Raw genomic sequence first — 14,782 nt, forward strand, 5'->3', positions numbered from 1 at the left:
CGAAATTCTCTCCTATCTCTTTCTGTAAACGTTTTCCTTCATTATACCGAATGATTATAAATAAATCTCCACCGTATTCTCATCTTCTGCCAATTCTTTAACGAACTCGGAGCGATTCAATATAAATCCGCCATCTCGGTAAAGGTTTTGATACGATTCAGCTTTTATCTCTTTACCGTTAACAACAAGACGACTTTTTTCCATATCATTACGGTAAATAAACGTTACGGGCTTTTCATCAAGCATGTAGTTAAATTGCAATCCATCCATGTCTTTTGGAAGAACAGGGTCAATAATGAGTTGTTCGCCATGCGGACGAATTCCTAAACAATTGGATATCAGCTGGTTCATATAGATTCCAGGGCCTGATGAATAAATTCGCCATCCGCCTTTTACTTTCTCCTTGCCTTCTTTCAGTTCACCGAAACGCTCTTGTGCTTCATAACGCGTTTTAAAATCACCGTCCGAACTGCTGAAGTAGGCATTGCTTTGGCGTCTTTCTGGGTTGGGAACTGCATCTTGAATCATGACTGGATTGATCTTTTCTAGACCGCTCCAGACCTCGCCTGTTTTTCCGAGTTTCGCCATCGCTTCAACAAAACGAATGTGGGCGTGAACGTATTGAAGCCCGATCTCGCGTCCAAAGTTTGAAGCTTGTTCAGCACGTTTAAAGTGTGTGCTGACACCGCCTTTGTAGTGAGCTGGCTTATCCATTAATCTCACACCATCTGGACAATAAAACTTATCCATGATCACATCAAGATGCTGCGCTGCTTGTTCTGGTGTTAATAGTTCTGCGATCATACTGCGTGTCATTGGCAGCAAGCGATAGTTGATTCCAGTTGTGTTATCACTAGGGTGAAGCATGAGCTTAGGCTCGTCCGCATTCTCCATATACACAAATCCAGGAATCACATCGTGACTCAGCATATATTTTTGATAATCTGACTTAATGTTTTCTGCTAATTTCGCTAGTTCTTGAGACTTTTCTTCGTTCACATGGTTCACCTGTTGTGAGAACTGTGTCATCACTTGATACGTCAGCGCGACGGTCCATGAACTAACCATGAACTTTTTCAGTTGCGGGTTAGCCGGCTGAAGCGTATCATCCCAGTCTCCGTCACCATAAGACGAAAGGTGTGTATCGTGCAAGAAGTTCGCTTTCATATAGTCGATCTGCTTTTGAATATGAGCCATTAATGTCGCTTTTTCTTCGGTAAAGCCGAATGAACTACTTGTATAAGGAATCTCTTCGTTTAAGATTGAAAAATCATTTGTAGCTGCAAGATAATCCGTAACAGCTTTTAACGGCCAAACGATGATATCTCCATGTGATTCTCCCTGCTGAATCTTAAAGTATTGATCGAACATGAACCATTGCGGCCAGTTGCCAGTTTCTTCGTACTGATGAGAGTAAACCGTAAGTAAGATTTCTTTTACAGCATCATAATGCTGTGTCGCTAAGAAATATTCAGTTGGCCCCTGACATACATCACGTGTACCCCAAGCTGCACCGCCGTATTGCTCTAAACCATGCGGAACTGAGTAATGGATCAGCATGTTATGTGTGTACCAGTGTGCTAAAGCATTCATTTTTTGAAGCTCAGCTGTCTCTTTTCCGTCTTTTGATAAATGGAAGCCGCGATTGGTGTTTCGGATAAATGCACGGTAACGCTCGATCTCTTGATCTGCTTCTTTTTCTGTAAAAGGAATAGCTTTCCCATCGATAAGACCTTGAACGGTAACTGTCCATTCGCTCGTTGGAGCTAGATCAAGGACTACGAGTGAAGCTGACAAAGGATTCAGGTTATCACCGAAGATCGTCTCATCCTTCACGTGCATATCTGTTCCATTTACTTTCATTCGATACGTTAAGTTTTCATATGTTTTGGCACTGTCTGAATTCGAATCCGCTGTGAACGTAAGAATATTTTCTTCCTTTACCAGGTTAAACGGCACTTCGTATTCCTGATTGTTCATCGATATTTGATTCGTTACGACGAAGCGGTACTTCTTTCCGCTCTGTGTCTTCACTTGAAGCTCCACTTCAGGCGAATCAACCGTTGTGAAGTTTGTGATAATAAACGTTTCATCATTCGTTTTATAGAACCAGCGTGTGTAGTTGAAGCCCACCTCAAATAGAGAAGGCATCGTCAACAACTGAAGGTTGCCGTCGAGTTCCACGTAAATGCGCTGACCGGAAGTCTTCATTACATTTAGTGCATTTCGTGCATTCGTCATCATCTTATGAAACGAAGTATTCCCCACGACCAGCTGAGAGTTGAAGATTCCATACATGTAGGAAGTGGTTGTGATCGTATCTTCTTTTAGATGAACGTTGTCTCCTGTTACTAGAATGTGACCGTGCGGACGCTCAACGATTCTTTCTTTTTCTTTTAAAACGATATGTTCATATGTCGGTGTGAAGAAAGACAGCAATGTGTCTCCTTCATATTCTTCTAAAATTCTTTCCGGGAACAATTGGTCAACTTCTTCGGTCGACAGATTTGACGTTTGTAATGTCCCTGCAAACTCTTCTCTTTTGCTTACCTTCGAAAGAGAGATCGCGTCATTTGTATGAAGAGCCTGCACGTCTTTCCAAGCATCCAGCACTTCAGACGTATATTCAACAGAAGTGATCGCTTCAGGATGATCCTCTTTGAAACAGCCGTAGAACACAAACTGCTCTTTCCCATCCAGTTCTATCAATTCTGATTGAAGCGCAATGTAAGCAAATTCATATTGATAGACTTCATTTGGAAGATTCTTTTCATAAAGGGCTTCAGGTACATCCGTCTCTTTGTAAGAGCGGCCAAAGAATTGGAAACCATCCGTCGCATACCCCGTTGCTTTAGTCAGTGAACCTTGCTGCAGGTACGGAAATGCAGTACCGTTCGGCTGGTTCTGACGTGAACAAACGACATATCCTAATGTTTCTTTTTCAAAAACACGATGGTCCACATATTGAGCAATGAACGCTTCATTTGTGCGAACAGTTCCTCGATGAGCGAGTCCAACATCCTGTCCATATAGGATATCTGTCTTTACATCTGACCCCTCTAACTCTACATCCCAGAACCAGATGCCTTTTTCTGATAACGTGAAAGTTACGGTGTAAGAAACACCCTCAAAAGATCCTTTCCAAAACACTTGTGAGTCTGTATGAGAAACCGTGCTGTTGGAATGAATGCCTAATAACGGCGTTACTTTCATGCCTTCTTCTTGAAAAAGACGCAGATATAAGTTGTTTAATGCGCCGTCTACCGAATTGCTCATCCATTGATTGATCATCGTGTCATGATGAGAAACTTCATAAATATCACCGGATGGTAAAAAAGTAAAACGAATATCTCCAGCTTTAATCTCAAAGTTTCCCGTAGTCATCGTTTTCATCGATATCCCTCTATTCTCTAATTGGTAACTTCTACGAGCTTATTTCCTACCTAATCACTTGAATCATATACCGCATTATCGAAACGTTTCTATTTAATTCAAGGCGATTATACGCTTATTCTTGGAAGAGTGTCAATTTATGACTCACCTGCCACGTTCGACCTAAAATGCTTAAAACCCTAATGTTCTCAACAAAAATTGGAAGTTTTTCAACTTTTAAAAATTCTGTGTTGAAAACGATTACAAGTTGAATTATAATGTGCTTATCGAAACGTTTCAACAGTAAATTCAAAAAAATTCAGGGTATATTAAAAATGAATTGCTTACCTCTAAGTTGGTTCAATCCATCTAGATAAGCAAAATTTAGGGGGAACAAACATGAAAAAACGTTGGTTTAAGAAGTCAATGGTTACATCAATGGTTGGAGCATTAGTACTCTCTGGCGTACTTGCAGGCTGCTCAAACGATTCAAGCGGAGATAAAACAACTCTAACGGTCTGGGGTATGGGAGAAGAAGCTAAATCTCTTCCTAAGATCGCAGAAGAATTTGAAAAAGAAAATCCAAAGATCGATGTAAAAGTACAAGCTCTTCCATGGGATCAAGCACATGATAAACTGTTAACAGCTGTTGCATCTAAAAAAGGTCCCGACGTTCTTCAGATGGGAACAACATGGATTCCTGAATTCGCTTCAGCAGGAGCTTTAAAAGACTTAACACCTCACGTAAAAGATTATCCTGAACTAGACCCGAAAAACTTCTTTGAAGGTTCTGTTGAAACGACAAAATTTGAAGATAAAATGGTCGGTGTACCTTGGTATGTTGACACACGTGTACTTTACTACCGAACAGATCTCTTAAAAGAAGCTGGTTTCGATGAAGCGCCAAAGACTTGGGACGAGCTGAAAGAAGTTGCTGATAAGCTTGCTGACCGTGGTAAAGGAAAATACGGTATCTCTATCGATGCTAAGGAACAAAGTCTAGGCTTCATGTTCGCTCGCCAAAACGGAGCTGAACTTTTAGATGAAAACAACAATCCTAAATTCAACGATCCTAAGTTTGTTGAAGCGATCGATTATTTGAACAGCTTCTTCGAAAGTGGAGCTACACCTAAAGATGAACTTGGCATGGACATTATCCAAGGTTTCCGTGGTGACGGGATTCTTCCGATGTTCATCAGTGGACCATGGATGATCAAACTGATCAACGACCAGGCACCTGATCTTGAAGGAAAATGGGCAACAGCAGTACTACCCGCTAAAGAAAACAACACCTCATCTTTAGGTGGGTCTAACCTTTCTATCTTTGAACATACGAAGCATGAGAAAGAAGCATTGAAATTCGCAGCGTTCATGAGTAAACCTGAAACACAATTGAAGTGGATGGAAATGACGAACTCTCTTCCTGCAGCACAAAAATCTTGGGAAGATAACGCGCTTACTGACAACGAATATTACAAAACTTTCGGTGAACAAATGAAAAATGCACAACCGATGCCTGTTATTAAACAATGGGAAGAAATCGCTCAAACGTATTTGAAGAGCTTTGAGAAAATCTACCGTGGCGGAGCAGACGTTCAAAAAGAAATGGATGCTTTCAACAAGAAATCTGAAGAGATTTTAAAGAAATAAGTCCGGTTTAACAGAGGTATAACGAGCAGCTAATCCTGCTCGTTACCTTTTTATTGTTAGACTTTAGGAATTTTGAAGGATGTGAAAAACATGAAAAGCTATTCAAAAACAACTCCTTATCTCTTTATTGGACCGGCTCTGATTTTATTGGCCTTATTTTCTCTATTTCCGATTGTTCTTGCATTGGTGATTAGTTTTACTGATATCGACCTGGCTGGTTTAGCTGATTATGCAAACATCAGCTTTATAGGACTTGAAAATTACGTAAACATATTTAAGGACCCGATCTTCTTAAAATCCATCGGTAACACCCTCTTTTATGTTGTGTTCGGTGTTCCGCTTGTAATAGCTTGTTCTCTCGGAATTGCATTATTGATCAATTTTGGTACAGCACGCATCTTTAAAGCGTTTCGACTCGTTTTTTATATGCCTTCCATTACGAACGTTGTCGCTGTAGCTGTTGTTTGGACATACCTCTACAACCCTCAATTCGGTTTATTTAATTATTTATTGGGGCTTGTCGGTATCCCGGCTATTCCTTGGCTGCAGGATCCAACGATCGCAAAAGGTTCTTTGATCGCCCTTGCTGTTTGGCGCGCCATTGGGGTTAACATGATCATCTTCCTTGCTGCGTTACAAGGGATTCCGAAGACGTATTATGAAGCAGCACAGCTTGATGGAGCGAACAACTGGAAACAGCTTACGAAGATCACGATTCCGTTACTCCGTTATGCGATTTTCTTCGTATCCATTACGACGATGATCGGCTGGATTCAATTTTTCGAAGAACCATTTGTTATGACAAAAGGCGGACCATTAGACAGTACGACTTCAGTTGCACTATTCATCTACCGTAACGGGTTCCAGCTAAGCAACTTTGGCTATGCCGCTGCCGGATCGTTTGTCTTATTTATCGCTATTATCATCATCACGATGATTCAGTTCAGATTGCAAAAGAAAGATACCGACTTTTAAGATGTGAGGTGAGAACATGAAAACAAAAGTATCTGATGCTAAAAAAGCTTACAGAACTCAGCAATGGATCGCCGGAATCGTTTTAACACTCGGTGGATTGCTGGTTGCCATTCCGTTTATCTGGATGGTCCTTTCCGCATTCAAACCTGAAAGTGAAGTCCTTCAGCTCACTCCAACTTTGTGGCCTGAGACATTTACGACGGAAAACTTCGTTTATCTGTTTGAAAACATGAACTTTGGTGTTTATTTAAAAAATACAATCATTATTGTCCTCTGTTCTTTCGTCGGCCTTTTCTTTAATGCGATGGCTGGATATGCTTTTGCAAAATACAAATTCAAAGGCAGAGACAAACTTTTCTATCTCGTACTTGCAACCATGATGATTCCTGGACAGGTTACGATGATTCCTGTCTATTTGATACTTAACCAGATGGGATTAACGAACACGATGACAGGTGTAGTGTTGCCCGGCTTAGTCGGCGCATTCAGCATCTTCTTATTCAGACAGTTTATGTCTACAATCCCAGACGAACTGCTTGAGGCTGCTCGTCTGGATGGAGCAAGTGAGTTCCGCGTATTCATACAGCTCATCCTTCCGATCTCAAAACCAATCATGGCGGTACAGGGAATCTTAACGTTCATCGCTGGATGGAACAGCTTCCTATGGCCATTGATCATCGCGAACGATGAAAGTCTATACACGCTTTCCGTTGGCTTGAATCTACTGAAGGGACAGTACGGTGGAAACTTCGCCTTGCAGATGGCGGGTTCAACCTTCATGGTCGTTCCGATCGTAATCATCTTCATCATTTTCCAAAAGCACATTATCGAAGGCTATACCATTTCAGGGATGAAATAAGAAAGAGGCTGATGCTGATCAGCCTCTTTTTTAATCCTAAATATTTGTTTTGTACAGTCAGTCCCCTTTTTTGTAAGGTTAAGGTTATTTTTTGTACAGTCCGCTCGTTTTCTTCACTCAACCAGTACTCTTTTTCAATTCATCAAGTGCAATCTGTTGATATTCTTTAAAAAACGAGTCAGAGAACGCATCCCACTCTTCAGCTGCCATAATAGATTCCTCTGAAATTTCACCGCATACAGGTTTCTGCAACAAATCTGTTAATCTTTCCGCGTAGTGTTCTACTTTTTCCTGTGGAGCTCCACTCAGTACACTTCCGACAAACTCAATCGGAGAGTACCAATCTGCCACTCTTTGAATGTCCCGGTAAATCTGCGTTAATAAAAGGTTTCTTGGCCCTTCCCACTGTTCGTTCACAACAACATCACGGAAGATACGCGGCAATGATGAGAACTCCTCCATTACACCGTGTCCTCCAAAAATAGAAATCGCATCCCGTAGCACTTCTGCCCCTTCATTTGTGGCACAGATCTTTTGTAACAAAACGAGTTCCCTTAAGTTGAACAGCTGTTTTCTTAACTCAAGCGGCTGATCCTTAGGTATGCCTGGATTTAATGGACGGTCCAGCCTCAGGAATAGATCGTATATTTTAAAAGCTCCTGCTGTCGTCCGTTCAGCAGCATTCTCGATTCGTTTCAACGTCCTTGCCGAAAGTGGATAATCCTTTACCTTCTTACCAAAAACCGTTCTGAAATCGCTATATAACTTCGTTTCTCGTGCTGCCCGAAGCATGAAACCTGCACATGCGATTCCAATTTCAAGTCTCGATAGAGTAAGAACAATGCCAACTGCTACGGCAATTCCTTTACCTACTGGCCCTATCGGGTAAGCCAAAGCCCCATCGTATTGGATCTCCCCTGTCGGAAGCTCTGCTGTTCCCATCTTCCATTTGATCCGGTTAATTTGATAGCCGTTTCTTTTTTCACTCTCTTTATCACCAGGCATCCAGGATGGAACAATAAACGTTGAAACTTTATCTGAACCCGTGATCTTAGCCGTAACCACCGAATAATCCGCATGAGCCACTGAACAAAAAAACTTGTTTCCGTACAGGCGATAATTCTTTCCGTCAGGCACTGCCTCTAGAACGTTAGCTGGGAGATCGGAACCTCCCTGCATCTCACTCATGAACTGAGCACCGATCGCATAATCTCCTTCTAATCCCTCTTTTGTGTGCTGTAAAATCTCTTGAAGCTCAGGATGGTTCTCATCTGGATATTCCTCAAGTAGGGCAATTAGTCCAATCGTACAAGTCAGCGGACAAGCTACTCCCGCTTCTCCGAGCTGATGGATCAGCATTCTTTTCACGAAGCTTTCCCAAGGTCTCATTTTATTAGAAAAAAGTCCTTCACCAAATACTTCTTTTTCAAGCTGTTGCATTTCCATTGGACGTACAATCCGATCGATCCGATTATTGAATGCATCATAATGAACCATATAAGGACGAACTTCTGGCCTGGCGTTCTGCTCAGCCAATCGGTTCCATCGTGAAGAAACTTTAGGTGAAAATGAGAGAACTGCACGATGCAAAGATATGAATTCCGATCCTGTAAAGTGTTTCACAGCTTGCTGCAAGAACAACTCATCCCGGTACCAATCGAGATTTTTTCGTTTTTCTACAAACTCTTCAAATGTATAAGAATTCTTCCCTTTTGTTGTTGGTTCGTGTGAGGTTGTGTTCATAAAAGTCACTCCTTTTTCACAAGTAGGATTTATAACTTAGTTCGCTTAAATGACCTTAATCCCTGTTGCTTACGGTACGTGATCTTTTATTTATTACACGTTCGCTCAAACTTTCCGACCTACGCTCAGAATCATGAACCTACGCTCAGAAGTAGTCTCGTTTCGCTCAAAATGACTCACGTACGCTCAAAACATATCCCTTTTCGCTCAAACCCTAAAAAAAGGAAAATACATCCAACACGTCAAGTGGGTTTAAAATGAAAAAGCACCCTCTTCCATCCTGGAATGGGGTGCTCTCTATTTATTGAATCGAAAACACTTCTTTTTCAAGCAAGCCTTCAGGTTTTTTACCGATTGGATCTTGGTGGAAGTAATCACGGATTACGCCATCTTTTAAATAGTTAGCGATCGAAACCATGATCATCCCTTGATCCAATGCAAGGTAGGCTTTCGCGATCTCACCCGTTTCTACATTTACTGAATCGTAAAAACCATAGGTGCTGTATGTGTTTAATTCTTTTAGTGCTTTGATGTTTTTACGAACGGCTTCCGGATCATAATCGAGTGCTAGAAAAGAAGCATGAGCCGTTACAGTCGCACCATCTTTGTATCCTGACGTACCAAGCGGTGTTGCTGCGAATTCACTGTATCCGTCAGGTGTTGCTGAAGGCGAGAAGCCCCATGCCGGATATCCTTTTTCCTTTGCATACGCTTGCTGAAGTTCAACGTGGCGTGCATTGTTCAAACCTAGAGCGTTCTTCCCTAAGTCTTTTTCTTTTAAAACGATTCCAGGCATCAAGCTTTCGAACATGCTTCCGCCCCAACTCGGTACAAATTTTACTCCGTTGTATTCATAATTCCCTTCAAAAACCGTGACTCCATCATATACTTCTTCATGTCCATCTGGTATTTGAGCCTGCCAATCCCACTCTTTTGGCATCGTACGGTACATCTTCCACCAGTGTTCGCTTGGAACATCCCCTTTTCCGATAGAGATATAGCTCGCAACACGAGGCTCGGTATTGAACAATCCGTAATGATGATCCGTCAATTTCCCTTCAGCCGCATCATATCCTCCGCGGAACTGCCCTACTTCTGGGTCATATAGCGTTGTGTAGTTCATGTTCTCAACCAGTTTGCTCGTTTGAGGATTAAGTTCATCATAGGCTTGTCCGGCAACAATTAATCCAGCTGATAGCCAGCCGTTATCGACTTGAGAGATGAACTGTCCCCAGTCTGTTTTTAACGATCCGTCTTTCGTGTTGTACCAGTTATAGTATAGCCCATTCCATTTCTCCAGTTTTTCAACCGTATTTAACGTTTTTTGGATTCTTTTCACTGCCTCACTCTTCGTAATGATTCCTAACTGCTGAGCAGATACCGTACTCATCATATACATCCCTATATTTGTTGGAGATGTGTGAGTCGCATTTTTCTTACCCTCTGCTGTATAACGTGTTTCATCATACGTCAATCCAGTAACCGGATCAGTATGGTCTTGATAGTACTTATACGTTTTCTTTGCAATCGCTTTCAATTCTGCCTTAAAAGCAAGGTCGTTCCCCACATCAGCCGCTGTGGCTTTCGGTGTAACTAACAAACCTGCAAAAAGACTAAACACTAAAAGAAAACTTATAACCTTTTGGGGTTTCATAAAGTGCTGCTCCTTTCTCTCTTTAAAATCACAATCGAAACGTTTCACCAATATTTTATCACTTACAGAGAGACAAGATAAGTAGTTAACCCAAGAATCGGCCATTTGGGTTATATGAATGATAGGATTAGAGGTAAAAAAGAATGATTTAAATGGAAATATAAGAAAAAATCTTTCACAATCATCTAACTAAAGGAAAATAAAGAATTTTTATAGAAGAGGGTTTAACCAACGACCAAAAGCGCTTTAAAAATTAGGTAGCTAAATGGATGTTCCAAAAACGAATGGGGACAACCGATTGTAGATGAATTCTACTAGAAAGGAGATTACCTATGCATTTTAAAATCAACGAAGCGATCGAGCTATTAGAACGCACACCTAAAACACTTTCCTCCCTCTTAACCGGCCTCTCTCCTGAATGGCTAACTTGCAGCGAAGGTGAGGACACATGGAATACTATCGAGGTTGTCGCTCATCTGATAGAAGGAGAAAAGGTGAACTGGTTCCCGCGTATGAATATGATCCTAACGCAAGGGGACGATTATACCTTTCCATCCTTCGATCGTTTTGCACATCTCACCAGAAATGAAACCAACATTGAGCAGCTATTGCTAGAGTTTAAACACTGCCGGGAAGAAAGTCTTGATAAACTACGAAACCAGCTTAAGGGCTTGAAAGATTTTGAACAAACGGCGAGACACCCAGAGTTCGGACCTGTTCGGTTAAGGGAATTACTCTCAACGTGGGTCGTTCATGACTTAACCCATCTCTCTCAGATTACAAGAGTCATGGCAAAACGGTATAAAGATGACGTTGGTCCGTGGAAAAATTATTTAGGAATACTGAGATGAAAAACACCCCTTTTCGTTCTAAAAAGATAAAGCCAGTTTCGGTAAATAAAATGACTCGCGAACAATTCGAGTATATTATGAAGACGGTGACGGATCACTAAATTGATGGACTTCATGTGTAGCCTTTCGTGCTCAAGCGGTGGATGGCACAATCATCGAGATCTTTGAGTGGGAATCCGGGCAGGCAAAAGATGCCCTCACGTATCTCCAGTGGTTATGAAAGTTTGGAATAAGATTAAGGAAGTTGCTGAGATCAAAAGGATCTCCTCTTTAGAAGAATTCAATCATCCTTTCCCAAATTTTCACCCTTATTCTTTATAAAAAAATGAAAAAAAGGGCATCCTCATGATGACCTTTTTTTCATGCTTCATCCGGTTAGATGTGATCCTCTTTCCTATCCTCAAACACGCCACCTTTGTCTTACAAATCCCTTATCTAAATAAAACAAAGGAATGTGTTCTGCTCTAGTGGAATAAATAGAATATAAAAGGAGTGATTTTTTGCTCAGTGAAGCTGATTTAAACATTATTTTCTATATTATATTCTTACTGTCAGGACTGCCTCTCAGCTACAAATATGCAGTGTTTATGGTAAAGCATACGGGTATGGTTATCCCCCACTTTTTTATAAGCTTGATGATGAACCTATGTGTTGGAACTCTTGGCATCATTGGATGGATTTTTTACGCACCGAAGATCAGCCTCTATTTTACTCTCGGCGGCATTTATCTTGGTGCTTGGATAACGGCGATCAGCTTGATCCTCTTATTCACTGTGCTGTTAGTTAAAAGAAAAGCCTTATTAAAAAGCTTTGAACACTGAATCTCTACGTAAGAAAACACCTTCCCTATATTTCATGGGAAGGTGTTCGTTCGTTAGGCATTAACTTTTTCTTTTTCTAGATCACTAGCAGGTCCAAAGAATTCAAAATGAATTTGTTCCTTCTTTATGTTCAATTCTTGAAGTGCATGATAAATCGCCTTCATAAATGGAACCGGGCCGCAAAAGTAATATTCCGCTTCTTTTTCTAATGGCAGAACTTTACAAAGCCATGCAACATCAATATATCCTGTCTGGTCATACCCAAAATCTTCTTCTAATGGTTTTTCATAAACAAAGTAAGTTGAGATATTCTTAGCATCTTCTGCTACTTTCTTTACTTCATTCTTTAATGCATGCGTCTTACCGTTAATTGCTGCATGAATGAATGTCACTTCACGCTCAGGCTGTTTTTCTGCTGCTGTTTTCAACATACTCACCAGTGGAGTCAAACCAACACCGCCACTGATCAACACCGCTGGCTTCTCACTTTCAGTGTCTAAGTAAAAATCTCCTGCAGGTGCACTTAGATAGAGTACATCTCCTGCTTTAACCCCTTCATGCAGGTACACAGATACGATGCCATCTGGTGAATCTGTGCCTTTTTCTTTTTTAACAGAGATTCTGTAATGCTCTTTTCCTGGTGCATCAGATAGACTGTACTGGCGGATATGTGTATTTGTTTCACCCGGGATTTCCAATCTTACACTTACATATTGGCCAGGTTTAAATTCTGCGATTGGTCCACCATCTTGTGGTTTTAAGTAGAATGAAGTGATCACACTGCTCTCTTCCACTTTGTCTGCAACAACAAATGCTCTGAATCCATCCCAACCGCCTTTTTGTTGTTCTGCTGCTTCATACATGTCACGCTCTACACCGATAAATACATCAGCGATCACGCCGTATGCTTCGGCCCACGCATTAATAATGTCATCCGTTGCCGCGTCACCTAGTACATCCTTTATCGCTTGCAGCAAGTTTTCCCCTACGATTGGATAATGCTCTGGTTTTACCCCTAAACTTCTATGTTTATGTGCAATCTGTTTTACAACCGGGATGATTGTTTCAAGCTTCTCAATATTAGCAGCTGCAGCATAAACAGCATTTGCAAGGGCTGCTTGCTGGCGTCCTTTTTTCTGATTCGCGTGGTTAAAAATATTCAAAAGTTCCGGATGCTTCGTAAAGAGCAGTTGATAAAAACGGGAAGTAATAGCCTTTCCGTGGACTTCTAATACAGGTACAGTTGACTTAATGATTTCAATCGTTCTTGCTTGTAACATGTCAATTCCCCCTTCGTTCTTTTTACATCTCTATCGTAAAAGAATTCGAGGAAAAAGATTGTGATTCAAATCACATTTCCTTTGGACGTTTTGTGAACAAAAAATGAAATGTAAGCGGAACCAATTTATATGTTAGAATTGGAAAAAGTCATCATTCCCTTGAAAGGATTCCTTTTTCTATGGAAATCATTCAAATGCAAGATTATGAATTAGTAGCCACACTTAATAAAAACGTTCAAGATGTACACGTTGAACTTTTTCCTGAGTCCTTTACTCCTTATAAGTATGAACCGATCCGAGATTACTTTAAGGAAATCATGATGGATTCGAATCAACTTTTTTTAGTTGTAAAAGAAGATACAACCCCAATTGGTTATGTATGGTTGACCCTGCGTCATTCAGCAGAAACACCGTTTAAAAAAGCGTCTAAATCCTTGTACATCCACCAGATTAGCATTGATAAAAATCACAGCAACAAAGGAGCTGGTTCACAAGTTATCGCTTATATCGAAAAACTTGGAAAACAACTTGGTGTCACCAAGATTGAACTCGATTATTGGATCGAGAATAAAATTGCGAAAAACTTTTATAAAAAAATAGGGTTTATGATTACTCGCGAAGTCGTACATAAAGAAATTAACTAATGTAGGAGGTTTCATAATATGCCGCATCTACTCGTTTATCTTTATAAGATTAAACCGGAGGCAAAAGAAAAGTTTCTAGAGATATCAGCGGAAACGAATAAAAAATTTCAGGAATATGGAGGTGTGACAGAGCAAATCTTTAAGTTATCCCCTTCTTCAAAAAAATATGGAGCGTCCTTAATTCCAGAGAAACTCGATTTACAAAAAGAAGAGGAACTTTGGATTGGACTTCTCCAATTTCAGTCAGAGGAACATGCCCGAATTACAATGGCGGACTTTGATTCTGACGAAGAAGTGAACGAGCTATTAAACGAGTTTGTAGCCCACGTCGCCCCACTTGATCATATTTTGTTTGGAGAGTTTGTTTCACAGCACAGAACAAACAATCCCTAATATACCTCTAAATAAGTAGAGGTGTTTATCCAAACTCTTTTTGATGTGCTTTTTTCATCTTTAAATACTCTTCATCTTCTCTAGCAAGTTTCCATTTCTCTTTGAAGATTTCAGCAGACTTTGCTTTTACAGGATCGATCTGCCTTTCATTGATTTCGCCATTTTTATCATATTTTCGGCCACCCTTGTAGTTGGTGTATCTCCTTGCACGGGTATATCCCATCTGCAGAAACTTCCTGGCCATATCAGCGCCAACGAAATCTTTGTTCTTTTTGTACTCCAAAAATTGTTCGTAGATTTTTTCTGAGGATTTTTTGGCTTCGTCTGGCGTTTTAAAACGCCAATGAGGAAGGATTTCACTTTTATATGGTTCTACCAGAAGCACGCCTTGTTCTCCGCGGCCCACTCTATATAATTCTGGCTTCTTTCGAAAATCAATATTATCAAAATCAAGGTCATAATCAAATGGCACAGATCTCCCTCCTTCTTTCTTATCCTTACCCATTTTCAAGTTATTCAAAAAGGGGGGATGCCGATTCA

The 14,782-nt window shown here is 40.7% G+C and carries 12 protein-coding genes; 7 read left to right on the top strand and 5 right to left on the bottom strand.

Annotation, left to right across the window (positions count from 1 at the left end; all coding sequences use genetic code 11):
- Positions 1 to 54: 54 nt before the first annotated feature.
- Complete coding sequence (locus tag M3206_RS11450; protein WP_251312657.1) at positions 55 to 3,393, bottom strand: GH36-type glycosyl hydrolase domain-containing protein; 3,339 nt, start codon at positions 3,391 to 3,393, stop codon at positions 55 to 57.
- A gap of 378 nt (positions 3,394 to 3,771) precedes the next feature.
- On the opposite strand from M3206_RS11450, the gene M3206_RS11455 reads away from it, so the two are divergent.
- The 3 genes from M3206_RS11455 to M3206_RS11465 all read left to right on the top strand — a co-directional run bounded on the left by M3206_RS11455 (position 3,772) and on the right by M3206_RS11465 (position 6,856).
- The gene (locus tag M3206_RS11455) at positions 3,772 to 5,022 is read left to right on the top strand and encodes a sugar ABC transporter substrate-binding protein (RefSeq protein WP_251312658.1); all 1,251 of its coding nucleotides are present in this window, start codon (positions 3,772 to 3,774) and stop codon (positions 5,020 to 5,022) included.
- Positions 5,023 to 5,112: 90 nt separating this feature from the next.
- Positions 5,113 to 5,997 (top strand): carbohydrate ABC transporter permease, encoded by an 885-nt coding sequence (locus M3206_RS11460; protein WP_251312659.1) that lies wholly within the window; start codon positions 5,113 to 5,115, stop codon positions 5,995 to 5,997.
- A 16-nt stretch (positions 5,998 to 6,013) separates the two neighbouring features.
- Complete coding sequence (locus tag M3206_RS11465; RefSeq protein WP_251312660.1) at positions 6,014 to 6,856, top strand: carbohydrate ABC transporter permease; 843 nt, start codon at positions 6,014 to 6,016, stop codon at positions 6,854 to 6,856.
- A 117-nt stretch (positions 6,857 to 6,973) separates the two neighbouring features.
- Here M3206_RS11465 and M3206_RS11470 read toward each other — a convergent pair whose 3' ends face one another.
- Complete coding sequence (locus M3206_RS11470; protein ID WP_251312661.1) at positions 6,974 to 8,599, bottom strand: acyl-CoA dehydrogenase family protein; 1,626 nt, start codon at positions 8,597 to 8,599, stop codon at positions 6,974 to 6,976.
- A 301-nt stretch (positions 8,600 to 8,900) separates the two neighbouring features.
- Positions 8,901 to 10,253, bottom strand: coding sequence for a glucoamylase family protein (locus M3206_RS11475; protein WP_251312662.1), 1,353 nt, complete (start codon positions 10,251 to 10,253; stop codon positions 8,901 to 8,903).
- A 332-nt stretch (positions 10,254 to 10,585) separates the two neighbouring features.
- Between M3206_RS11475 and M3206_RS11480 the strand changes: the two genes are divergently transcribed.
- Complete coding sequence (locus M3206_RS11480) at positions 10,586 to 11,104, top strand: DinB family protein (RefSeq protein WP_251312663.1); 519 nt, start codon at positions 10,586 to 10,588, stop codon at positions 11,102 to 11,104.
- Positions 11,105 to 11,604: 500 nt separating this feature from the next.
- Positions 11,605 to 11,925 (top strand): hypothetical protein, encoded by a 321-nt coding sequence (locus M3206_RS11485; protein WP_251312664.1) that lies wholly within the window; start codon positions 11,605 to 11,607, stop codon positions 11,923 to 11,925.
- Between the two features lie 53 nt (positions 11,926 to 11,978).
- Here the strand turns inward: M3206_RS11485 and hmpA are convergent, their stop codons facing one another.
- Positions 11,979 to 13,205 (bottom strand): NO-inducible flavohemoprotein, encoded by a 1,227-nt coding sequence (gene hmpA, locus M3206_RS11490; protein WP_251312665.1) that lies wholly within the window; start codon positions 13,203 to 13,205, stop codon positions 11,979 to 11,981.
- 179 nt (positions 13,206 to 13,384) lie between these two features.
- Between hmpA and M3206_RS11495 the strand changes: the two genes are divergently transcribed.
- Both M3206_RS11495 and M3206_RS11500 read left to right on the top strand, forming a co-directional pair.
- The gene (locus tag M3206_RS11495) at positions 13,385 to 13,849 is read left to right on the top strand and encodes a GNAT family N-acetyltransferase (RefSeq protein ID WP_251312666.1); all 465 of its coding nucleotides are present in this window, start codon (positions 13,385 to 13,387) and stop codon (positions 13,847 to 13,849) included.
- A gap of 18 nt (positions 13,850 to 13,867) precedes the next feature.
- Positions 13,868 to 14,242, top strand: coding sequence for a hypothetical protein (locus M3206_RS11500; protein ID WP_251312667.1), 375 nt, complete (start codon positions 13,868 to 13,870; stop codon positions 14,240 to 14,242).
- 25 nt (positions 14,243 to 14,267) lie between these two features.
- Here M3206_RS11500 and M3206_RS11505 read toward each other — a convergent pair whose 3' ends face one another.
- A complete protein-coding gene (locus M3206_RS11505) occupies positions 14,268 to 14,714 on the bottom strand; it encodes a DUF4385 domain-containing protein (RefSeq protein ID WP_251312668.1) in 447 nt (148 codons plus the stop codon).
- Positions 14,715 to 14,782: the final 68 nt, after the last annotated feature.

The sequence above is a fragment of the Fictibacillus phosphorivorans genome (assembly GCF_023715845.1).
GTDB lineage: Bacteria > Bacillota > Bacilli > Bacillales > Fictibacillaceae > Fictibacillus > Fictibacillus phosphorivorans_D.